Here is a 23,160-nt window from a genome sequence, read left to right as displayed (position 1 = left end):
CGTAGTTCGCCGCATCCCAAGCGTTAAGGGGCATTGTTCCGGATGGCGGGATTGTGGTCCGTACGGGAGTACGGCCCTGTACGCACCGTGCACACGCTGTCGCGGCGTGCCCCTGGCCGTGTGGCCGTGCGCCCGTCCGTGCGCTCTTCTCCGGCCACCGGGGGAGCGGTTCCATGGCTCCTGCGTGGGTCGGCCCGCTGTACTGGATCCAGTGGGCTGGGGGACACCGCCACCTTCATCCCCGCGGGTGGCGGACCGGTCCGGGAGGCGATGCCCGCCTCCCGGACTGTGCGCGTGCCGGAGCCTTCCGGAGCTTCGCAGGCCTGTACGGAGCGTGCTCATTTTCAGGCGGCCGTCTTCGAATTGGCCGAAAACCGACCCCGTCTTCTACGGGTGATTTCCGCTCCCACCACGGAAGTTGAGGGCGCGAAGGGCGTCTTGGGGGAGCGCATCGGGGGCGCATTCGAGTCGAACCGCTCACCGGGCCCGCGCCCGCCCGTCCCGCACCCGCCTTGAGCCGTACGGGGGTTCACCGGGCCTTCTCGCGTCGGCCTCCCGCACGGTTCCCGCGGCCTTCCTCCGATCGAAGGCCGCGTCACCGCCCCTCCACGGCGCGTTCTTCATGGCAGCATGGGGAGCCGGTTCGTGCGGTGCTCTGGTTGTCCACAGCCTGTGGAGGCGTCGATGCGGTGGTTGGTGGGTTGGAGCAGCACCGCCGCGGGCGCCGCGATCGGCTCCGCGGGTGCCACCGGATACGACGGCGAGACCCTGCACCCGGTCGGCTCGCAGCTCCTGTGGGGCGATCCCGATCCCCTGTGGGCGGTCGGCGACTGGCGCCCGGACGAGGTGCGCGTGGTGAAGGCCGACGCGCAGAACCGGATCGCCGTCCTCGGCACCTGCGGCGCCTCCGACGAGGAGCTGCGGCGCGGTCTGTTCACCGCGCGCGGGGGCGCACTGCGCCATCTGACGACCTGGCCCGGCAGTTACACGGCCGTCGTCCAGGTGGGCCGCCGCGTCACCGTCTGCGGCGATCTGGCGGGCGCCCGCCCCGTGTTCCACACCCCCTGGGCCGGCGGCACGGCCTACGCCACGGCCGCGCTGCCGCTCGCGGACCTCGTCGAGGCCAACCTCGACTTTGCGCATCTCGCGGCCCTGCTCGCCGCCCCCGAGGTGCCGGCCGCGCTGCGCGACACCACCCCGTACGACGGTGTGCGGCGCATTCCGCCGGGACACGCGCTCGTGCTGCGCGCCGGAGTGCGCGAGATCGCCGGTTACGAGCCCGTCGCCTCCCTCGCCGTGGCAGCGGCACCGGCCGATCCCGACCGCGCGGTGGACGCCGTACGGGACGCCCTCGTGGAGGCCGTACGCGCGCGTCTGTCGGCGCCCCGGCACGTGCCCGACCTCGACCCCGGCCCTGTGCCCGGCATGGGCCCCGCCGAGCGGCGGGCCGCGCGCGGGATGCCGGTGCCGGGGATCGGCGCCGACCTGTCCGGCGGACCCGCCTCCGGCACGCTGGCGCTGCTGGCCGCCGGGCTGCCGGGCAGACCCGGAACGCTGCTCGGCCACGGCACCGGCGCGGGGGAGCGGCTGCTGGCCGTCACCTTCAACGACCTGGCCGTCAGCGGCCGCGAGGCCGAGGTGGAGCGTGCCGGAACGCTCGCGGCCAACCCGCGCCTGCACCACGTGGTGGTGACCGGGGGCGAGGAGACCCTGCCGTTCGCCGACCTCGACGGGCCCCTCACCGACGAGCCGGGCCCCTCGCTCGTCACGGCGGCCCGCCACCGTGCCCGGCTCGCCGGCGGCAGCGCCGACCACTTCACCGGCCATGGCGCCCGACAGGTCCTGGACGCCCATCCCGCCCGCCTCGCGGACCTCCTGATGGACCGCAAGCGGCGCCACCTGGTCCGGCCGGTCGCGGCCCTCGCACGGGCCGACGGCTCGGTGATGGTCCCCGCGCGCGTGTACAGCGCGGCGCGGCGGCTGGCGCGCACACCGTACCGGGCGGGCCTGGAGCTGCTCGCCGAGCGCCTGATGCGGCGCCGCTTCGACGATCCCAAGGGGGCGGTCGGCGCCTCGCTCGCCGCGCTGACCTGGGCGAGACCCGGGCCGGCGGCGCGTTGGCTGACCGGGGAGGCACTGGCTGAAGTATCGGTTCTGCTGCAGAGTGAGGCGGACCGCTCGGCGGGAGGCTCCGGCCAGCGACCCGGTGAATACCGCGCGCGTGCCGTCCTCGCCCGCTCCGCCGCCGATCTGCGCGTTCTGGAGCAGGCCGCCGAGATCCGCTCCCAGCGCCTGCACGCACCCTTCCTCGACAACCAGGTCGTCCGCGCCTGCCGCGCCCTCCCCGAGGCCCTGCGGGTCCAGCCGGGCGCCCGCTCCGCCGTCCTGCGTACGGTCCTGGAGGGCGCCGGCGTCACCGACCTCCCGCCCGGCTGGGGCGCACCCTCCCACGCGTCCTCGGCGGCGGCCACGCGCGCGGGGCTGCGTGTGGCGGCCGCCGATCTGATGGACCTCTTCGCCACGCCCCTGCTGGCGGAGGCGGGCCTGGTGGAGGCCCGGGTGATCCGCAAGGCGATCCGTGCCGCGGCGGCCGGCGAACCTCTTCCCCTCGACGGTCTCGCCGACCTGATCTCCCTCGAGGTCTGGCTCCGCCGCCTCCTGTCCCGCCGGGGCACCTGCTGGACCGGAACCCCGGCCCGCGCCCGCGCGGTCCCCTCCGGAATCCAGCCGCGAAGGGACGCCCTGGCCTCCGGAGCCTGACGGCCGCGGGGCCCTGACGCGCGGCGCCCGGTCCATCCATCTAACGGCAGGTGAACCTGGACTCGGCCCAGTCCGCCAGCGCCACCTGGTCGAAGACCTTGCTGCGCGGTTCCACGACGAGCCGTACGGTCTTGCGTCCGGTCAGGTCCACATGGACGGGCACGGCCGGGCCCCCGCCCGCGACGGTTCCGGACCGCCACAGCCGGGCCCCGTCGGCGTAGACGGAGAAGGAGACCTTGCCGAGCCCGAGGGTCAGGTCGTCCACGCCGGCCAGGGCGTCGTAGGCGGTGCACCGGCGGTTGAGGTCGATGGTGACGGAGGAATCGCCGTGGACGGTGACACCGGGCGTGTACCACTTGCCGCCGATCGACATGCCGTAGCGCCGCCACACCCAACTGCTCTCGCTCAGCCGCATCTCGGGCCGTGTGCCGTCGCCGCCGATGTCGTAGCGCAGGTCGCTCCACTCGTAGACGACGGGAGCCGGCGGCGGAGTCGGGGTGGGTGTGGGCGTCGGGGCCGGAGTGGGCGTAGGCGTCGGCGTCGGCTTCGGAGTGGGTGTCGGGGTCGGGGTCTGGCCCGGAGCGTGCTTGGGGGCGGGCACGGGCGCGGAGGTGGGCGTCGGCGTCGGCGTCGGCGTCGGCGTCGGGTTCGGTCCGGGAGCCGGCACCGCCGGCACCGGCGAAGGTTTCTTCTTCGGGGGCTTGGGGGCGGGCGAGGGCGTCCGGGGCGGCTGGACGGCCGGAACGGACGGCGCCGGCTCGGCCACCTCCTTGGCCGGGTGGCTGTGGTTCATCAGCGCCAGGGCCACCGTGGTGGCGGCCACCGCGACCACACCGGCGGCGATACCGGCCTTCACCGGAGCCCCGAACCCCTCCGAGGCCGCCGCGCCGGCTCCGGCACCCGAACCGGAGGAGGAGCCACCGGCCGCGGCGGCGGCTCCGGCGGCGCCCGCCCCGGCACCGCCCGCGACGATGCCGAGCGCCTTCGCGTACCCGGCCGCCCCGAACCAGCCGAGGACCGCGACCGGCACGACCGCGGGGATGCCGCTCGCGACCTCCTCGATCTGCGCGGCCGCCAGCCGGCACCTGGCGCACTCGTCCAGGTGCTTGCGCAGCCCTCGTTCGGCGCGGATGCGCAGCTTGCGGCGGGCGTAGGTGCCGAGCTGGTCGGCGTAACGGGCGCACTCCTCGTCGCCGGAGAGGGAGGCGCTGACGTGAGCCTGCAGATAGGCCTGCTTCAAGCCTTCACGGGCGCGGCTCGCCAGCACCCGGGTGCCGTTGGCGTCCAGCCCGAACAGGACGGCCACCTCGCTCGGCGACTCGTCCTCCACCTCGGTGTGCCACAGCACGGCCTGCCAGCGCTCGGGCAGCGAGCGGAAGGCCCGCATGGCCATGGACTGCTCGGCCTCGTGCAGGGCACGGACATCGGCGCCCTGGTCCAGCGTGTCGTCGTCGGACACCCCGGACCCGCGCGAGGCCTGCTGGGCGAAGACCGCGAAGTCGTCCACGAGCTGCTCGCGCCGGGCGGACCTGGTCCAGTGCGCGGCGACGCGCCGCACCGAGGTGAGCAGATAGGCGCGTACGGCGTACTCGGGACCCGACCCGCCGCGCACCGCCTGCAGCATGCGGGCGAAGACCTCGGCGGTGAGGTCGTCCGCGGTGTATCCGTCACGGCAGCAGGTGCGCGCGTACCGCCGCACGGAATCCGCGTGGCGCCGGTACAGCTCCTCGTAGGCGGAGTCGTCTCCCGTCCGCATCCGCTCGATCAACTCACCGTCGGCGGGAGGCACCTTCTTGGGCGGCGGCACCGACCCGCCACCACGCTGGGCAGGGACACTCGCGTCGACCGGCCCGCTCGCCGGGGGCACCGCGGCCCGTCCGCCCTGACTCGGCACCTGCGGCGAGGTCAGCTCGCCGGGCTCCGCGCCACCGTCATCGCGCGACTCGTCCCATCCGTCAACGCCCATCGCGCGAAGCCCCCGACGCCGGCCCAGCCCAACCCGTCACCGGCTCAGGGTGCCACATCGTCTTTCGTTCAACGACGGTCCTCGCACCCATCCACTCATCCGAGCGCTCTCGTCACCGGCCGAAACCGAACATCACCCGAACAAGCCCCGCCTCGCCCGCCGGAACCCCAGCCACCGGATGACACACACCCGCACGAGACGACTGCCCCCGGCTCTCCCAGCCGCCCGACACCTCTCGCCCCTGCAAGCCGGTGGACGCCTTCCGGGCCCCGCAAGCCGGTCGGCACATCCCGATACCCCCGCGGGGGGCCACCCGCACCCGACCGTGAACGCTGCACGGGTGGTGCGGGTGGGAAACACACCGCTGCCGAAGGCGTGGCCGAGGCGGCGGGCGACCGGCTCACGCCGGCCGGGAGCGAAGCCCGTCCAGCAGAATGTCCAGCAGCCGAGCAGAAGCCGCGGCCTGCTGCACCGCATCCGGCAGAGACGGCGCCGCCGTAGCGATCACGAGCAGCACATCCGCCACGGACACATCCGCCCGCAGCTCCCCCGCCGCCCGCGCCCGCTCCACCAACTGCCCCACCACGTCGAGCAGCGCGGCGACCCCAGGGTCCTCCCCGCCCCCGACCACGGCCGAAGCCGCAACCGAAGCCGAAGACACAGCGGCGGCCGAGGAAACACCCGCGGACGACTCCGGCACCAACCGCAGCTCCCCGGCCCCAGCCGCCGGCTGAGCCCTCTGCTGCGGCACCCGAGCCCCCTCACCCGACCCGGCGGAGCCCTCTTCCGAGGAACCCTCCTCGGTGACCCCGACCCGCAGCACCTGCGGCGGCAGCAACCGCCCCGCCCCCGACGCCACGGACGTCCGCAGGAAGCGCGACAGCGCCGACCACGGCTCGTCCTCCTGCCCGAGCGCGGTCCGCGCCTGCTCGGTCAGCCGCGCGGTCTCCTCCTCGGCTATCCGCCGGACCAGCACATCCTTGCTCGGAAAGCGCCGGTACACCGTGCCGACGCCGACCCGCGCCCGTCGCGCCACATCCTCCATCGGCGCGCCGTACCCCAGCTCGCCGAACACCTCACGCGCCGCACGCAGCACGTGCTCCAGATTGCGCTGTGCGTCCACGCGCAACGGCGTCGTACGCGCCACGTCCGCGCGTCCGTTGTCCACCGCCGCGCTCACCGCCCCGCCACCGGATGCGATAGCGGCTGTCGATGACCAATGCGTGTCCTGAACATGCATGCTTTCCCCCGGTAATGACGTCTCCCCCCGGAGACTCCCCGCCACTGATTCCGGAGTGCTCGGAACTGGCATCGGTCCTCGATCGGTACCGCCCGTCGCGGACCCGATCGGCCACATTCCCTACACCCCGTCGACACACGAACATAGTTGAGAGGGGGTCAATTCAGAAGGGGCAGGTTCCGTACAGAGCGCCCCTCGATCGGAGTACGGATCATTTATGTCCGGATTCCATACCTTCGCACCCTCCCGTCCGCCCCTGCTGACCTGCCCGCTTTCGTCCCGTCAGGCGGCGTGCCCGGCTCGGCGCACACCCGCTCGCCGGTCACACAAATTGCCGGGGCTGTGGACAAACAACTGCGCCGGGTGCGTCATGGGATGGTGAAGGAACGTGCGCGCATTCTCGTTGTCGGTGGTGGCTACGTCGGGATGTACACGGCCCTGCGCCTTCAGCGGAGGCTGAAGCGGGAGCTCAGGCAGGGGGAGGTCGAGATCACCGTCGTCACCCCCGACCCGTACATGACCTACCAGCCGTTCCTTCCCGAAGCGGCAGCCGGTTCGATCTCCCCTCGTCATGTCGTCGTACCGCTGCGCCGCGTCCTGGACCGGTGCCACGTCGTCGTCGGCGAGGTGACCTCCATCGACCACGGGGTGCGCACCGCCGCCGTCACCACCCTCGCCACCGAGGAGGAGGGCAGGGCCGCCGAACTCCTCGGCTACGACGAACTCGTCCTCGCCCCCGGCTCGATCTCCCGCACACTGCCCATCCCCGGCCTCGCCGAGTACGGCATCGGCTTCAAGACCGTCGAAGAGGCCATCGGCCTGCGCAACCACGTCATCGAGCAGATGGACATCGCCTCCTCCACCCGTGACCCCGCGATCCGCGACGCCGCCCTCACCTTCGTCTTCGTCGGCGGCGGCTACGCCGGAGTCGAGGCGCTCGGCGAACTGGAGGACATGGCCCGGTACACCGCGCGCTACTACCACAACGTCCTTCCCGAGGACATGAAGTGGATCCTCGTGGAGGCCTCCGACCGCATCCTCCCCGAGGTGGGCGAGGAGATGGGCCGCTACACCGTCACCCAGCTGCGCCGCCGCAACATCCAGGTCCTGCTGGACACCCGCCTGGACTCCTGCCTGGACCGGGTCGCCGTCCTCAGCGACGGCCAGCGCTTCCCGACCCGCACGCTCGTGTGGACGGCCGGCGTCAAGCCCCACCCCCTGCTCGCCGCCACCGACCTGCCCCTCACGGCGCGCGGCCGCCTCAAGTGCACCGCCGAACTGACCGTCGACGGCGCCCCGCACGCGTGGGCCGCGGGCGACGCCGCGGCCGTCCCCGACGTCACCGCCGCCGACCCCGGCGCCGAGACCGCCCCCAACGCCCAGCACGCGGTCCGCCAGGCCAGGGTCCTCGGCGACAACATCGTCCACGCGCTACGGGACGAGCCCTTGGAGACGTACGCGCACGAATACCTCGGCTCGGTCGCCTCTCTCGGCCTGCACAAGGGTGTCGCCCAGGTCTACGGCCGCAAGCTGAAGGGCTACCCTGCCTGGTTCATGCACCGCGTGTACCACCTCAGCAGGGTGCCCACCTTCAACCGAAAGGCCCGCGTGCTGGCGGAATGGACCCTCGCCGGTCTCTTCAAACGGGAGATCGTCTCGCTCGGTTCGCTGGAACACCCTCGTGCGGAGTTCGAACTCGCGGCCGGTGGAAAGCCTCCTCACAGCCCCTCGGACGACCCGAAGGGGTCGTCCTGACCGGACCCAGGAACTCCACGGCCCGCCCCGGCGTCTGACGGATATCGCCGCGGACGGCCACCTGCCAGACTGCCCCACGTCCTCGGACGGGCACCCGCCCGCCCTCAGCACCCACGAGGCTTTCCCCACTGTGAACTTCACGCGCTGGAGCGCCCGGCTCCCCGGAACGCAGCGCCGCGCCGCAGCGCGGACCGAGACCGCGGTCTCCCCGGACCGGAAGGGGGAAGGCTCCGTACCCGCGGCCCGCGCCGAACAGTCGGCCGACGGGGCACCGCCGCCCGTGCCCGCCGTCGACGAACTGCCCGTGCGCGACGTCCTCGACCGCGTCCCGGCCCTCGTCGCCCTCGTCCACGGCCCCGACCACCGCATCGCCTACGTCAACGACGCCTACGCCGCGGCCTTCGGCACCCGCACCCCGGGCGCACCGGCCCGCGAGGCCCTCCCGGAACTCGCCGAACTGGGTCTCCTCCCCCTCCTCGACCAGGTGCTGCGCAGCGGCAAGCCCCGCACGCTGAAGTCCCGCAAGGCCGTCGACGGCCGCTCCTACACCTTCACCTGCACCCCGGTCGCCGAGGACGGCGACCGCGCGGGCGGCGACGGCGCGGTCCTCGTCTTCGCCACCGACGTCACCGACCACGCCGAGGCAGCCGAACGCCTGCGGGCCAGCGAGCGCCGCCAGCGCGAGACCGCCGTCACCCTCCAGCGCTCCCTGCTCCCCCAGGAGCTCGAACAGCCGGACGATCTGCGGATCGCCGCCACCTACCAGCCCGGCGGCACGGAGGCCGCGGTCGGCGGTGACTGGTACGACGTGATCACCCTGGGCGGCGGCCGCACGGCCCTGGTCATCGGTGACGTCATGGGCCGAGGCGTCCGCGCGGCAGCCGTCATGGGCCAGCTCCGCACCGCCGTCCGCGCCTACGCCCGCCTCGACCTGCCCCCGCACGAGGTCCTGCAACTCCTCGACGGCCTCGCCACCGAGATCGACGCCAACCAGATCGCCACCTGCGCGTACGCCGTCCACGACCCGAACGAGGGCCGTCTGGTGTACGCCTCCGCCGGCCATCTCCCGATCCTGGTCCGCGACGAGAACGGCACGGTCCTGCGCGCCGACGAGCCCACCGGCCCGCCGCTGGGCACCGGCGGCTGGATGCACGCGTCGGGCTCCATCCCGCTGGGCCCCGGCTCCACGGCGGTCCTGTACACGGACGGCCTGGTCGAGCGTCGCGACGAGGACCTGGACGAGGGCATCGCCTCCTTGGAGCGCGCCCTGGCCGGCGCGACCGGCACCCCCCAGGTCGTCTGCGACCGCCTGGTCCGCTCGGCCGGCGTCACCGCCGACCACGACGACGACGTGGCCGTCCTCGTCCTCCAGCACCCCGCCCGTACGGGCCCCGAGGGCGACCTCTTCCGCAACGCGGCCCTGGAACTCCTCGGCGGCGTGGAGGCGGCACCCCGCGCCCGCGCGTTCGCCTCCGGCGTCCTGACCAGCTGGCGCTTCCCGGCGGACCTGCACGACCTGGGCGTCCTGGCCACCAGCGAACTCGTCGCCAACAGCCTCCAGCACGGCACCCCACCCATGCGGCTCCGACTCCGCCGCACCGACCGCCGCCTGATCATCGAGGTCACCGACGGCGACGACCACCTTCCCCGTCGCCGCCGCGCAGAACCGGGCGACGAGTCGGGAAGGGGCATCGCCATCGTGGCGACCATCGCGTCGAACTGGGGCTCGCGGAGAACACCGGGCGGAGGGAAGGCGGTGTGGTGCGAGTTCCTGCTGCCGAAGGGCTAGGCGCCGTGGGTGTGCGGGCCGTCCCCGGCTGCGGCTGCGCCGTGGCCGAGCGCACGGTTCCCGGCGCCCCTCAGGGGCGCCCCACCCCCGCCCGACAGCACCGGGTGCCCTACGGCTACGCGCTCACGGGCTCCGCAGGTGCCCCGCTCCGGGCCACCACACGGCTGGTCTTCGCGGCAGCCCACGGCTGATCCTGCGCAGCGGTGAGACGGCGCCCCAGCCGCAACGCCAGCACAGTGATCCCGAGCGAGAACAGCAGGAAGGTCACGATGTACGGCGCGTGCAGCGAAGCCCCGAGCGGCCCGCCCACCGCCGGCCCGACGGCCAACGCCAACTGCTTGACCAGCGCAAACGCAGAGTTGTACTGCCCGGCCATCCCCTCGGGAGCCAGATCGGCCACCAGCGGAGCAACCGTCGGCGACAGCATCGCCTCACCCAGTCCGAACAGCGCATACGTCGACACGAACGCCGCCGTCGCCATCTCCTGGCTACCGTGCCCCAGCCCCGCGTACCCCGCCGCGAGCCACGCGACAGCCCAGATCAGCCCGACCCCGGCGATCACCCGGGACCGCCGACGCCGCTCCACGAACTTCAGCACGGCGAACTGCGCGACGACGATCATCATGGTGTTCGCGGCCAGCGCCGTGCCCAGCGCGGAGGTGGATATCCCCGCCGCCTCCACGCCGTAGGCGCTCAGCCCCGACTCGAACTGCCCGTAGCAGGCGAAGAACAGCACGAAGCCCAGCACACACAGCTGCACCATCGCCCGGTTCCCGAGCAGCTGCTTCCAGCCGCCCTTCGCCGAAGCGGCCGGCGCGTCCGTGATCCGCGGCGCGTGCGGTATCCGCACCGTCGCCATCACCACGACCAGCAGCAGGAACATCGCCGCCTCGATCGCGAACAGCAGAGTGAAGGAGGAGACCCGGGTCGTGTCGACGAGGTGACCGCCGATGAGGCCACCGACACCGAGCCCCAGGTTCTGCAGGAAGAACTGCATCGCGAACGCCCGCGACCGCGTCTCCGACGTCGAGCAGTCCACGATCATCGTCGCCAGTGCCGGCTGCATCACGGCCTGCCCCGCCCCGAGCGCCGCGGCCGACAGCAGTACGGCGGTGGCATTGCCCGCGAGTCCGAGGCTCAGCGCGCCGAGCGCGGCGGTGACCAGGGCGGCGAGCAGGACCGGCAGGGGGCCGCGCCGCACGATCGCCCGGCCGGCGAACGGCAGCACGATCAGCGCGGCCACGGCGAAGACGGCGAGCACGAGCCCCGCCGTCATGGCCCCCAGACCCCGCACCTGCGCCACATAGACGTACAGGTAGGGGACCGTGAAGCCGAGCCCGAAAGCGCTGAGTGCGTTACCCACGTGGATCCGGCGCATCGCTGCGCCCATCGCCCTGGTCACGTTCACCTCTCTCACTAGTTAGGAGTGAAGACTTCAAAGCTAAAGTTCGAAGCTAAAGACTACACACCGAAGGACTTCAAGGCAAAGTCGATGCGTGCGATACTGCGGCCATGGCCGACACTCCCGGCGTCACGGAGCCGACGCTCGAAGAACAGATCGCCGCCTACCAGCGCGAGTTCCAGGACCTCGACCCCCAGGTCGAGAAGATCGTCTCGGCGCTGTCGCGGCTGAACCGCCGTATGAACGTCGCCTACGGCCGCCAGACCTCAGGCCTCGGGATCAGCAACGCCGAGTGGGAGGTCCTCAAGGCGCTGGTCCTCGCCGGCGCCCCCTATCGCCTGGGCCCCAGCGACCTCGCCAAGAAGCTCGGTCTCACCCCCGCCGCCATGACCCACAGGATCGACCGCATGGTCGCCGAGGGGCTCGTCACCCGGGAGCGCGACGAGTCCAACCGCGTCCGGGTGATCGTCGAGCTGACTCCCGAGGGCCGCGAGAAGTGGCTGGAGGCGATGCGCCTCGCCACCGTCTTCGAGGAGGATCTGCTCCAGGACCTCACTCCCGCGGAGCGCGCGGTCCTCGGCGAGGTCCTGACCAGGCTCCTGCGCCGGGTGGAACACGCCCAGCCGGACGCCGGCGGCCGCCTCAGCGACCTGGACTGAGACCCAGGAAAAGATCTTGACAGAGGGTGGTTGACACGCCCCTGCCCGATCCGTAAAGTTCTCCGGGTTGCCGCCGAGCTGTAACGGTTCTTCGACAACACCTCCGCCGCCACGCGCGGCACCTCACACCACCAGCACGATCTCCCGATGGGATTGTTTTCGGCATGCCCGAATTCAATTCGAATAGGGACTCGGCGGCCCGATTGGGAATCGCCGGAAGGATCCGCTAAGGTTTGAGACGTCGGAACGGCCCAGCGGCCGGGAAGACAAACCCCCCTGACTGGGAGTCAGACGCCGAAAGGATCTGATAGAGTCGGAACCGCCGGAAAGGGAAACGCGAGAGCGGGAACCTGGAAAGCACCGAGGAAATCGGATCGAGAAAAGATCTGATAGAGTCGGAAACACCGAAGGGAAGCCCGGAGGAAAGCCCGAGAGGGTGAGTACAAAGGAAGCGACCGTTCCTTGAGAACTCAACAGCGTGCCAAAAATCAACGCCAGATTAGTTGATACCCCGTCTCCAGCATCTGCTGGGACGAGGTTCCTTTGAAATAACACAGCGAGGACGCTGTGTGCGAGGGGATCATTCCTCCTCTCGCACCGCTCTCGTGGTGTTCATCCCGATTACGGGAAAACATTCACGGAGAGTTTGATCCTGGCTCAGGACGAACGCTGGCGGCGTGCTTAACACATGCAAGTCGAACGATGAAGCCCTTCGGGGTGGATTAGTGGCGAACGGGTGAGTAACACGTGGGCAATCTGCCCTTCACTCTGGGACAAGCCCTGGAAACGGGGTCTAATACCGGATATCACTTTCGCAGGCATCTGTGAGAGTTGAAAGCTCCGGCGGTGAAGGATGAGCCCGCGGCCTATCAGCTTGTTGGTGAGGTAATGGCTCACCAAGGCGACGACGGGTAGCCGGCCTGAGAGGGCGACCGGCCACACTGGGACTGAGACACGGCCCAGACTCCTACGGGAGGCAGCAGTGGGGAATATTGCACAATGGGCGAAAGCCTGATGCAGCGACGCCGCGTGAGGGATGACGGCCTTCGGGTTGTAAACCTCTTTCAGCAGGGAAGAAGCGAAAGTGACGGTACCTGCAGAAGAAGCGCCGGCTAACTACGTGCCAGCAGCCGCGGTAATACGTAGGGCGCAAGCGTTGTCCGGAATTATTGGGCGTAAAGAGCTCGTAGGCGGCTTGTCACGTCGGGTGTGAAAGCCCGGGGCTTAACCCCGGGTCTGCATTCGATACGGGCTAGCTAGAGTGTGGTAGGGGAGATCGGAATTCCTGGTGTAGCGGTGAAATGCGCAGATATCAGGAGGAACACCGGTGGCGAAGGCGGATCTCTGGGCCATTACTGACGCTGAGGAGCGAAAGCGTGGGGAGCGAACAGGATTAGATACCCTGGTAGTCCACGCCGTAAACGGTGGGAACTAGGTGTTGGCGACATTCCACGTCGTCGGTGCCGCAGCTAACGCATTAAGTTCCCCGCCTGGGGAGTACGGCCGCAAGGCTAAAACTCAAAGGAATTGACGGGGGCCCGCACAAGCAGCGGAGCATGTGGCTTAATTCGACGCAACGCGAAGAACCTTACCAAGGCTTGACATACACCGGAAAGCATTAGAGATAGTGCCCCCCTTGTGGTCGGTGTACAGGTGGTGCATGGCTGTCGTCAGCTCGTGTCGTGAGATGTTGGGTTAAGTCCCGCAACGAGCGCAACCCTTGTTCTGTGTTGCCAGCATGCCCTTCGGGGTGATGGGGACTCACAGGAGACCGCCGGGGTCAACTCGGAGGAAGGTGGGGACGACGTCAAGTCATCATGCCCCTTATGTCTTGGGCTGCACACGTGCTACAATGGCCGGTACAATGAGCTGCGATACCGTGAGGTGGAGCGAATCTCAAAAAGCCGGTCTCAGTTCGGATTGGGGTCTGCAACTCGACCCCATGAAGTCGGAGTTGCTAGTAATCGCAGATCAGCATTGCTGCGGTGAATACGTTCCCGGGCCTTGTACACACCGCCCGTCACGTCACGAAAGTTGGTAACACCCGAAGCCGGTGGCCCAACCCCTTGTGGGAGGGAGCTGTCGAAGGTGGGACTAGCGATTGGGACGAAGTCGTAACAAGGTAGCCGTACCGGAAGGTGCGGCTGGATCACCTCCTTTCTAAGGAGCACTTCTTACCGGGTTCGCTCGGTCAGAGGCCAGTACATCGGCGAATGTCCGGTGCTGGTTGCTCATGGGTGGAACGTTGATTATTCGGCGCTTCTCGGATTGCTTCTCCTCCTAGTACTGCTTCGGCGTGGAACGGATGAGGGAAGAGGCGAGGGTGTCGGGCACGCTGTTGGGTGTCTGAGGGAATGAACCCCCTCTGAGATGCCGGCCCCGGTGAAGCACTGACGATGTTGGTGTGTGACGGGTGGCTGGTCGTTGTTTGAGAACTGCACAGTGAACGCGAGCATCTGTGGCCAAGTTTTTAAGGGCGCACGGTGGATGCCTTGGCACCAGGAACCGATGAAGGACGTGGGAGGCCACGATAGTCCCCGGGGAGTCGTCAACCAGGCTTTGATCCGGGGGTTTCCGAATGGGGAAACCCGGCAGTCGTCATGGGCTGTCACCCGCTGCTGAACACATAGGCAGTGTGGAGGGAACGAGGGGAAGTGAAACATCTCAGTACCCTCAGGAAGAGAAAACAACCGTGATTCCGGGAGTAGTGGCGAGCGAAACTGGATGAGGCCAAACCGTATGCGTGTGAGACCCGGCAGGGGTTGCGCATGCGGGGTTGTGGGATCTCTCTTCTGTTGTCTGCCGGCGACAGGACGAGTCAGAAACCGTTGATGTAGGCGAAGGACATGCGAAAGGTCCGGCGTAGAGGGTAAGACCCCCGTAGTCGAAACGTCAGCGGCTCGTTTGAGAGACACCCAAGTAGCACGGGGCCCGAGAAATCCCGTGTGAATCTGGCGGGACCACCCGCTAAGCCTAAATATTCCCTGGTGACCGATAGCGGATAGTACCGTGAGGGAATGGTGAAAAGTACCCCGGGAGGGGAGTGAAATAGTACCTGAAACCGTGTGCCTACAAGCCGTGGGAGCGTCGGATGCAGCTTGCTGCATCTCGTGACTGCGTGCCTTTTGAAGAATGAGCCTGCGAGTTTGCGGTGTGTTGCGAGGTTAACCCGGGTGGGGAAGCCGTAGCGAAAGCGAGTCCGAATAGGGCGTTTTAGTAGCACGCTCAAGACCCGAAGCGGAGTGATCTAGCCATGGGCAGGTTGAAGCGGAGGTAAGACTTCGTGGAGGACCGAACCCACCAGGGTTGAAAACCTGGGGGATGACCTGTGGTTAGGGGTGAAAGGCCAATCAAACTCCGTGATAGCTGGTTCTCCCCGAAATGCATTTAGGTGCAGCGTCGTGTGTTTCTTGCCGGAGGTAGAGCACTGGATAGGCGATGGGCCCTACCGGGTTACTGACCTTAGCCAAACTCCGAATGCCGGTAAGTGAGAGCGCGGCAGTGAGACTGTGGGGGATAAGCTCCATGGTCGAGAGGGAAACAGCCCAGAGCATCGACTAAGGCCCCTAAGCGTACGCTAAGTGGGAAAGGATGTGGAGTCGCACAGACAACCAGGAGGTTGGCTTAGAAGCAGCCACCCTTGAAAGAGTGCGTAATAGCTCACTGGTCTAGTGATTCCGCGCCGACAATGTAGCGGGGCTCAAGCGTACCGCCGAAGTCGTGTCATTGCAGCGTATAGCCCCAACGGGTGCTGTGATGGGTAGGGGAGCGTCGTCTGCCGGGTGAAGCGGCACTGGAAGGTAGTCGTGGACGGTTGACGAGTGAGAATGCAGGCATGAGTAGCGATACAAACGTGAGAAACGTTTGCGCCGATTGACTAAGGGTTCCTGGGTCAAGCTGATCTGCCCAGGGTAAGTCGGGACCTAAGGCGAGGCCGACAGGCGTAGTCGATGGATAACCGGTTGATATTCCGGTACCCGCTGTGAAGCGTCAAACATTGAATCAGGCGATGCTAAGTCCGTGAAGCCGTTCCGGACCCTTCGGGGAAAGGAAAGTGGTGGAGCCGACGAACCAGACTTGTAGTAGGTGAGTGATGGGGTGACGCAGGAAGGTAGTCCAGCCCGGGCGGTGGTTGTCCCGGGGTAAGGGTGTAGCCCGAGTGGTAGGCAAATCCGCCACTCATGCAGGGTGAGACCTGATGCCGAGCCGATTGTGGTGAAGTGGATGATCCTATGCTGTCGAGAAAAGCCTCTAGCGAGTTTCATGGCGGCCCGTACCCTAAACCGACTCAGGTGGTCAGGTAGAGAATACCGAGGCGTTCGGGTGAACTATGGTTAAGGAACTCGGCAAAATGCCCCCGTAACTTCGGGAGAAGGGGGGCCATTCCTGGTGAGGGGACTTGCTCCTCGAGCTGGGGGTGGCCGCAGAGACCAGCGAGAAGCGACTGTTTACTAAAAACACAGGTCCGTGCGAAGCCGTAAGGCGATGTATACGGACTGACGCCTGCCCGGTGCTGGAACGTTAAGGGGACCGGTTAGCTCCATTTCGGTGGGGCGAAGCTGAGAACTTAAGCGCCAGTAAACGGCGGTGGTAACTATAACCATCCTAAGGTAGCGAAATTCCTTGTCGGGTAAGTTCCGACCTGCACGAATGGCGTAACGACTTCTCGACTGTCTCAACCATAGGCCCGGTGAAATTGCACTACGAGTAAAGATGCTCGTTTCGCGCAGCAGGACGGAAAGACCCCGGGACCTTTACTACAGTTTGATATTGGTGTTCGGTTCGGCTTGTGTAGGATAGCTGGGAGACTTTGAAGCAGGCACGCCAGTGTTTGTGGAGTCGTCGTTGAAATACCAGTCTGGTCGTGCTGGATGTCTAACCTGGGTCCGTGATCCGGATCAGGGACAGTGTCTGATGGGTAGTTTAACTGGGGCGGTTGCCTCCTAAAGGGTAACGGAGGCGCCCAAAGGTTCCCTCAGCCTGGTTGGCAATCAGGTGTTGAGTGTAAGTGCACAAGGGAGCTTGACTGTGAGACCGACGGGTCGAGCAGGGACGAAAGTCGGGACTAGTGATCCGGCGGTGGCTTGTGGAAGCGCCGTCGCTCAACGGATAAAAGGTACCCCGGGGATAACAGGCTGATCTTCCCCAAGAGTCCATATCGACGGGATGGTTTGGCACCTCGATGTCGGCTCGTCGCATCCTGGGGCTGGAGTCGGTCCCAAGGGTTGGGCTGTTCGCCCATTAAAGCGGTACGCGAGCTGGGTTTAGAACGTCGTGAGACAGTTCGGTCCCTATCCGCTGTGCGCGTAGGAATATTGAGAAGGGCTGTCCCTAGTACGAGAGGACCGGGACGGACGAACCTCTGGTGTGCCAGTTGTTCTGCCAAGGGCATGGCTGGTTGGCTACGTTCGGGAGGGATAACCGCTGAAAGCATCTAAGCGGGAAGCCTGCTTCGAGATGAGTATTCCCACCTCCTTGAGAGGGTAAGGCTCCCAGTAGACGACTGGGTTGATAGGCCAGATATGGAAGCCCGGTAACGGGTGGAGTTGACTGGTACTAATAGGCCGAGGGCTTGTCCATTGATGCTCGCGTTCACTGTGTTGGTTCTGAAACCACGAACAGCCCCGCCTTAAATAGGCGGTGCGGCGTTCACAGTTTCATAGTGTTTCGGTGGTCATAGCGTGAGGGAAACGCCCGGTTACATTCCGAACCCGGAAGCTAAGCCTCACAGCGCCGATGGTACTGCAGGGGGGACCCTGTGGGAGAGTAGGACGCCGCCGAACAAATTTTGGGAAAACCCCCGCATCGAAAGATGCGGGGGTTTTCTGCGTTCAAGGGGTTAGAAGGTCACTTCTGCTGTCTCGGTGATACCGCCCTGGCGGCCGGGTGCGCAGTGCTCTTTCCAGTAGAGGTTGGTGTGGGCGATCACCTGATCCGGAGTGGGAGCGCCGTACTTGGACAGGTCCTCCGTGGTGTGGGCGTCGGCGACCAGCGTCGCGTCGTAGCCCCGGACGATAGCGCCGTGCAGGGTCGAGCGGATGCACATGTCCGTCTGCGCGCCCGTGACGACGAGCCGGCCCACCTTGTGCTCGGCCAGCACGGATTCCAGCTCGGTGTCCTCGAAGGAGTCCGGGTAGTTCTTGTGGACGAGAGGCTCGGTGTCCTGGCGGACCAGCTCCGGAACGTACTTCCAGCCCTCGCTGCCCGCCTTGAGCTCGTCGTCGGAGTGCTGTACCCAGATCACCGGTACCTCGGCCGTGCGGGCCTTGGCCACCAGGGTGTTGATGTTGGCGATGACGTCGTCCCGCTTGTGGGAGCCGGCCACCACGGCGTTCTGGACGTCGATGATCAGCAGTGCGCTGTTGGGTCTGTCGGGAAGCGTGGTCATAGGGTCACAGTAGGACACCGGCAATCGGGCCCGTTAATGGGATGAGTGGTGCTGCGGGCGCGCGTTACCGTGGCGCCATGACCAACCTGACCAGCGATGACTACGTCATCCGTGCCATACGACCTGACGAGTGGGCCGCCGTGAAGCAGCTGCGCTTGTCCGCGCTGCAGGACCCGGCCGCGCACATCGCCTTCCTGGAGACCTACGAGGACGCCCTGGGAAGGCCGGATTCCTTCTATCAGGAGCGGGCCAAGGGTTCGGGCGAAGGGGCCACCGGAGCACAGCAGTTCATCGCCCAGGCGCCGGACGGGACCTGGGTGGGCACGGTCACCGTGCTCATCGAGGAGTCAGGGACGCAGGACTGGGCGGGGTACCCGGTCGAGCGGCGTCAGGGACATGTGGTCGGGGTGTTCGTACGGCCCGAGCACCGGGGGAACGGGCTGATCAAGGCCCTGTTCGACGCCGGTGCGGCATGGGCGTGGCAGCACAGTGCCGAGCGGGTACGGCTGCTCGTCCACGAGGACAACGCCCGGGCGCAGGGTGCGTACCGCAAGGCGGGGTTCGCGCCGAGCGGGGTGGTCGTGTCGTTCTCGAAGGACGAGGCGGAGAAAGAGCTGGAGTTCGTCCTGGAGCCGTCGTAGGGAAGGTCAGACCGGTAGTTCCTGGTGCGGCCAGCGTGCTCTGGCCTGTTCGCGGGAGCGGAGCAGGGCGAGGGTCGGCAGGCCCTGGTCGCTTCCGGTGGCGAGCAGGTCGGGCAGTTGGGGGAGCGGGGCCACGGCCGCGATGTCGTCCAGGACCAGGGTGAGTGGTGGGTCGAGCCGACCGGAGGATGACCGTTCGGCCATGCGCCGGCCGCGCTCGACCACGCCTGAGACGAGGGCCGTCAGGAGGGGCATCGCGCCCGGGTTGGTCCTGGGGTCCTCGATGGATTCACCGACCACATAAAGCGTGCCCCCTTCGTGGACAAAGGAATCCAAGGCGAGCGCATCACTTCGGTTTGGGGTGCATGCCTCGCGGATGTTGACCGTGAAGAGGGAGGACAGCGCCCGGCTGGTCAACTCCTGGGCTACGTCGCGGCGTTCGGGGTGTGCGGTGAGGGCTGCCTCGAGTTCGCCTGCGGCGCCGGGGGCGGCGCTCGGGTGGGTACGGAGGGTGCGCACGGCGTCCTGGACCTGGGTGCCCTGGGACCAGCGGTGGACGTGGCGGATGGTGCGGTTCTCCAGGGCGGCGGCGTGCAGATAGCTGCGCAGGAGGGTGGTCGCCGTGTCGGCCACCGCCTGGTCGATCTTGGCGGTGGGTCGGACGGGGCTGAGGAGGGCGGTGGCTCGCTGCAGTGCGGTCTGTCTGTCTTCGCAGCCGGTTGTCGGGGACCAGTGGAGGCGTGCCGGGGTGTCGCAGAGGTGGGCGGGGTCGTAGAGGAGGGTGGGGCCCAGTTTGGCTCGGGCGTCCTTGGTGTCGGCCCACAGAGCCGGGTTCGAGGTGACGACGACGGTGGGGCCGGGGGCGTCCTGGATGGCCTGGGTCGCGGTTGCCTGGCGGCTCGTGGGGGGTCCGTACAGCACCGCGCCTTCGGGGCGGTCCGTATCCCAGCCACCGGTCCGTCTGCCGTCGGCCGAAAGGTGCTCCAACGGCTCCGTCGGTGCCGTCTCCTGCGATGCCTTCGTCGGCTCCGGCTCCGTACGCGGTGCAGGGACCTCATAGCGCTGTTCGGGTGCTGGAGCGGGAGCCGGGACCGCTGCCGGCGCGACCGGGGCCGGTGCCGTAGCCGGTGCCGGTGTGGCCGACTGGGCTCGGCCCTTCGCCGCGCCCTTCTCGAAGGCCCGCCGTACTCTCCCCGCCCGCCATCTCGCCATCGTGCCCATGACGAATATGGCGAGGACGAGCACGGCCATCAGCTGGCCGATGAACAGGCCCCAGAACAGGCCCCAGCCGGAGAGCTGGGACGGTGGGGTGTCCGGCCAGGCGCCGGTGAGGTCGTGGGCCCGGCCGATGAGATGGCGCATGGCCAGGGGGGTGCGGGTGAAGGTGACGCCCTCGGGCCAGGCGCCCGTGGAGAAGAGGGCCGCCAGGCCCGTGGACGTCCACACCAGCAGGGTCATGCCGAGGATGAAGGCGATGAAGCCGACCAGGAGGCCGTCGGGGATGCCGCCCTGGCCGTCCCGACGGCCGTCACGGTTGTCACGGCCGTCACTGCGGTGGTGACCGCGGTTGTCCGGTCTCACGCTCTCTCCCCCTTACGCCACCGTCGATTCGGAGTCGCCCAGGTGCTGCTCCACGAAGGCCGCCGCCCGCTGTTCGGCCTCCAGCTCGGCGGCGCGCAGCGCCTCGTCCGCCGTCAGGTCGCTGGAGGACTCGGTCATCGCGCGGTCGGTGAAGACCAGCGGCCGTTCCGTCTCGGTGACCAGGTGCTTGACCACCTGGACGTTGCCGTTGACGTCCCAGACCGCGATGCCGGGGGTGAGGGTGGGGATGATCTCCACCGCCCAGCGCGGCAGGCCCAGTACCCGGCCCGTCGCCCTTGCCTCGTCCGCCTTCTGGGCGTAGATCGTCCTGGTCGAGGCCATCTTCAGGATCGCGGCCGCCTCCTTGGCCGCCGCGCCGTCGACGACGTCGGACAGGTGGTGGACTACGGCGACGAAGGACAGACCGAGGCGTCGGCCGAACTTCAGCAGCCGCTGGAACAGCTGGGCCACGAACGGGCTGTTGATGATGTGCCAGGCCTCTTCGACCAGGAAGATGCGCTTCTTGCGGTCGGGGCGGATCCAGGTGTGCTCCAGCCACACGCCGACGATCGCCATGAGGATGGGCATGGCGATGGAGTTGCGGTCGATGTGGGACAGGTCGAAGACGATGAGGGGCGCGTCGAGGTCGATGCCGACCGTGGTCGGGCCGTCGAACATGCCGCGCAGGTCACCGTCGACCAGCCGGTCGAGCACGAGGGCGACGTCCAGGCCCCAGGCCCGTACGTCGTCTATGGCGACGTTCATCACCTCCGCGGACTCCGGCTCGGGGTGCCGTAGCTGCTCCACGATGTCGGTCAGGACCGGCTGGCGGTTGACGATCGACTCGTTGACGTAGGAGTGGGCGACCTTGAGGGCGAAGCCGGAGCGTTCGTCCAGGCCGTGGCCCATCGCGACCTCGATGATGGTGCGCAGCAGCGCGAGCTGGCCCGTGGTGGTGATCGCGGGGTCGAGGGGATTGAGGCGGATGCCGTGGTTCAGGGCTGCCGTCGGGTCCAGGCGGATGGGTGTTATCCCCAGCTCCTGGGCGATGAGGTTCCATTCGCCCACGCCGTCCTCGCCCTGTGCGTCCAGGACGACGACCTGGCGGTCCTTGAAGCGCAGCTGCCGCAGGACGTACGTCTTCTCCAGGGCCGACTTGCCGTTGCCGGACTCGCCGAGGACCAGCCAGTGCGGGGCCGGGAGCTGCTGGCCGTAGAGCTGGAAGGGGTCGTAGATGTAGCCCTTCCCGGAGTACACCTCGCGGCCGATGATGACGCCGGAGTCGCCGAGGCCGGGGGCGGCGGTCGGGAGGTAGACCGCCTGGGCCTGGCCCGTGGAGGTGCGCACCGGCAGCCGGGTCGTCTCGACCTTTCCGAACAGGAAGGACGTGAAGGCTTCGGTGAGGACGGACAGCGGATCCCGCATGTGATGCCCCTACCTTCGGATGCCGGTGGCGAACGGGAGGGTGTTCACGAAGGCGCGGTGGTGCTCGCGGTCGCACCATTCCAGTTTCAGGTACGACTTTCCGGCGGATGCCCTTATGGTCCGCTTGTCGCGGCTCAGGGCTTCCGGGGAGCGGGCGGAGACGGTGATGAAGCCGACCAGGTTGACGCCGGCGGCGCCGCTGGCGAGGTCTTCGCCGCGCTGGTCGAGGCGGTTGTGCGCGGCGACGTCCCGCGGGTCCACCGTCCGGTTCATCTTGGCGGCGCGGGAGGCATCGGCCTCGTCGTTGGTCTTCTCGGTCAGCATGCGTTCGATGGCTACCTCGGTGGGTTCGAGATCCATCGTCACGGCGACCGTTCGGATGACGTCCGGGGTGTGGACGAGCAGGGGCGCGAGGAAGTTGACGCCGACGGGGGTCATCGGCCATTCCTTCACCCAGGCCGTGGCATGGCACCAGGGAGCGCGGGTGGCGGACTCGCGGGTCTTGGCCTGGAGGTAGGTGGGCTCCATGGCGTCCAGTTCGGCCGGCCAGGCGTTGCGCTTGGTCATCGCCTGGATGTGGTCGATGGGGTGGTCCGCGTCGTACATGGAGTGGATGAGGGAGGCGAGCCTGCCCTGGCCGAGGGGCTGGCGGACGCGGATGTCGGCTTCCTGAAGGCGCGAGCAGATGTCGGTCAGCTCGCGGGCCATGACGACGGCGAGGCCGGCGTCGCGGTCCAGCTTGCGGCCGGCCTGCGGCCGCGCGGCGCGGGCCATGGCGTGGGCCTCGGCGGCCAGTTCGCGGGTGTAGTGCATACAGGCGACGAGGTACGCGCGGTGCTGCTCGCTGCTGGTGGACACCATGGACTGCAACTGGTCGTAGGACTGCTGCAGCCACTCGAGGGAGCGTTCGTCGCCGCGTACGGCCACGTCCTTGGCGTGTGCGTCCGGGTCGGCGGGCAGGGTGCGGGCGAGCATCTGCAGCCGGGTGACGAAGCCGTCGCCGTTGGCCACGTGCTTGAGCAGGGTGCCGAAGCGGTCGACGAGGGCCTCCTGGTCCTCGGAGTCGCGCAGGCCGACGCCGGGGCCCTCGATCTCGATGCAGGCCGTGACCGTCTTGCGGTCGGCGTGCAGGAGTACGGCGATCTCGTCGGGACCGAAGGGCGCGGCGAGCCAGGTGATCCGTCCGATGCCCGGCGGCGGGCCGATCTCGACCTCGCGGCCGTCCATCCGGGTGCCGGCCTCCATGGCGCCGGAGCGGTAGGCGGTGCCCTGCTTGATCGTCCGTTTGTACGAGCGGTTGATCTCGAACCACTTGTAGAACGTGCGGCGCTTGTAGGGCACGTAGACCGCGGCGAGCGCGAGCAGCGGGAAGCCCGTGAGCAGCACGATCCGCAGGGACAGGACCGGGACGAGAAGGCCGCACATCATGCCGAGGAACGCGCCGGCGATGATCAACGCGATCTCGCCGGACTCACGGTTCCGGCCGACGATCGCGTTCGGCCGGGCGCGGCCGATCAGATACGTACGGCGGGGCGTGACCGGATGGGACATATG

The 23,160-nt window shown here is 68.1% G+C and carries 12 protein-coding genes and 3 rRNA genes; 8 read left to right on the top strand and 7 right to left on the bottom strand.

Features of this window, described 5'->3' with window-relative positions; genetic code table 11:
- Positions 1-684 precede the first annotated feature (684 nt).
- Positions 685-2,760: an asparagine synthase-related protein gene (locus AVL59_RS45785; protein ID WP_067316254.1), complete on the top strand. Its 2,076-nt coding sequence runs from the start codon at positions 685-687 to the stop codon at positions 2,758-2,760.
- Positions 2,761-2,800: 40 nt separating this feature from the next.
- On the opposite strand, the gene AVL59_RS45780 is transcribed toward AVL59_RS45785, so the two are convergent.
- Together AVL59_RS45780 and AVL59_RS45775 are read right to left on the bottom strand one after the other, a co-directional pair.
- The gene (locus tag AVL59_RS45780; RefSeq protein WP_079147308.1) at positions 2,801-4,726 is read right to left on the bottom strand and encodes a sigma-70 family RNA polymerase sigma factor; all 1,926 of its coding nucleotides are present in this window, start codon (positions 4,724-4,726) and stop codon (positions 2,801-2,803) included.
- Between the two features lie 400 nt (positions 4,727-5,126).
- On the bottom strand, positions 5,127-5,966 hold the full coding sequence (locus AVL59_RS45775) for a TetR/AcrR family transcriptional regulator (protein WP_067316251.1): 840 nt from the start codon (positions 5,964-5,966) through the stop codon (positions 5,127-5,129).
- 375 nt (positions 5,967-6,341) lie between these two features.
- Here AVL59_RS45775 and AVL59_RS45770 point away from each other — a divergent pair, with 375 nt between their 5' ends.
- Together AVL59_RS45770 and AVL59_RS45765 are read left to right on the top strand one after the other, a co-directional pair.
- Positions 6,342-7,721, top strand: a complete 1,380-nt coding sequence (locus AVL59_RS45770; protein ID WP_067316249.1) for an NAD(P)/FAD-dependent oxidoreductase — start codon at positions 6,342-6,344, stop codon at positions 7,719-7,721.
- 130 nt (positions 7,722-7,851) lie between these two features.
- The gene (locus AVL59_RS45765; protein WP_067316247.1) at positions 7,852-9,510 is read left to right on the top strand and encodes an ATP-binding SpoIIE family protein phosphatase; all 1,659 of its coding nucleotides are present in this window, start codon (positions 7,852-7,854) and stop codon (positions 9,508-9,510) included.
- Positions 9,511-9,625: 115 nt separating this feature from the next.
- On the opposite strand, the gene AVL59_RS45760 is transcribed toward AVL59_RS45765, so the two are convergent.
- Complete coding sequence (locus tag AVL59_RS45760; RefSeq protein ID WP_237281826.1) at positions 9,626-10,912, bottom strand: MFS transporter; 1,287 nt, start codon at positions 10,910-10,912, stop codon at positions 9,626-9,628.
- Positions 10,913-11,022: 110 nt separating this feature from the next.
- Here AVL59_RS45760 and AVL59_RS45755 point away from each other — a divergent pair, with 110 nt between their 5' ends.
- From AVL59_RS45755 to rrf, 4 genes are all read left to right on the top strand, one after another.
- Entirely contained in the window at positions 11,023-11,571 is a 549-nt protein-coding gene (locus AVL59_RS45755; protein WP_067316244.1) for a MarR family winged helix-turn-helix transcriptional regulator, read from the top strand.
- 634 nt (positions 11,572-12,205) lie between these two features.
- Positions 12,206-13,731: ribosomal RNA gene (locus AVL59_RS45750) — 16S ribosomal RNA — on the top strand.
- Positions 13,732-14,031: 300 nt separating this feature from the next.
- Positions 14,032-17,151: ribosomal RNA gene (locus AVL59_RS45745) — 23S ribosomal RNA — on the top strand.
- A gap of 86 nt (positions 17,152-17,237) precedes the next feature.
- Positions 17,238-17,354 (top strand): 5S ribosomal RNA (gene rrf / locus AVL59_RS45740).
- Together the 16S, 23S and 5S rRNA genes form the textbook arrangement of a ribosomal RNA operon.
- 56 nt (positions 17,355-17,410) lie before the next feature.
- Here rrf and AVL59_RS45735 read toward each other — a convergent pair.
- The gene (locus AVL59_RS45735) at positions 17,411-17,959 is read right to left on the bottom strand and encodes a cysteine hydrolase family protein (RefSeq protein WP_067316242.1); all 549 of its coding nucleotides are present in this window, start codon (positions 17,957-17,959) and stop codon (positions 17,411-17,413) included.
- Positions 17,960-18,036: 77 nt separating this feature from the next.
- Here AVL59_RS45735 and AVL59_RS45730 point away from each other — a divergent pair, with 77 nt between their 5' ends.
- Entirely contained in the window at positions 18,037-18,600 is a 564-nt protein-coding gene (locus AVL59_RS45730) for a GNAT family N-acetyltransferase (RefSeq protein ID WP_079147307.1), read from the top strand.
- A gap of 6 nt (positions 18,601-18,606) precedes the next feature.
- Here AVL59_RS45730 and AVL59_RS45725 read toward each other — a convergent pair whose 3' ends face one another.
- From AVL59_RS45725 to AVL59_RS45715, 3 genes are read right to left on the bottom strand one after another with little or no spacing between them, the layout of a single operon-like run.
- The gene (locus tag AVL59_RS45725; RefSeq protein WP_067316241.1) at positions 18,607-20,181 is read right to left on the bottom strand and encodes a type IV secretory system conjugative DNA transfer family protein; all 1,575 of its coding nucleotides are present in this window, start codon (positions 20,179-20,181) and stop codon (positions 18,607-18,609) included.
- Between the two features lie 12 nt (positions 20,182-20,193).
- Positions 20,194-21,606, bottom strand: coding sequence for an ATP-binding protein (locus AVL59_RS45720; RefSeq protein ID WP_067316239.1), 1,413 nt, complete (start codon positions 21,604-21,606; stop codon positions 20,194-20,196).
- A 9-nt stretch (positions 21,607-21,615) separates the two neighbouring features.
- Positions 21,616-23,157 carry an SCO6880 family protein gene (locus AVL59_RS45715; RefSeq protein ID WP_099053239.1) on the bottom strand — a complete coding sequence of 514 codons (1,542 nt, stop codon included), beginning with the start codon at positions 23,155-23,157 and terminating at the stop codon, positions 21,616-21,618.
- Positions 23,158-23,160: the final 3 nt, after the last annotated feature.

Source organism: Streptomyces griseochromogenes (genome assembly GCF_001542625.1).
GTDB lineage: Bacteria > Actinomycetota > Actinomycetes > Streptomycetales > Streptomycetaceae > Streptomyces > Streptomyces griseochromogenes.
This window is presented reverse-complemented; position numbering and strand designations above follow the sequence as displayed.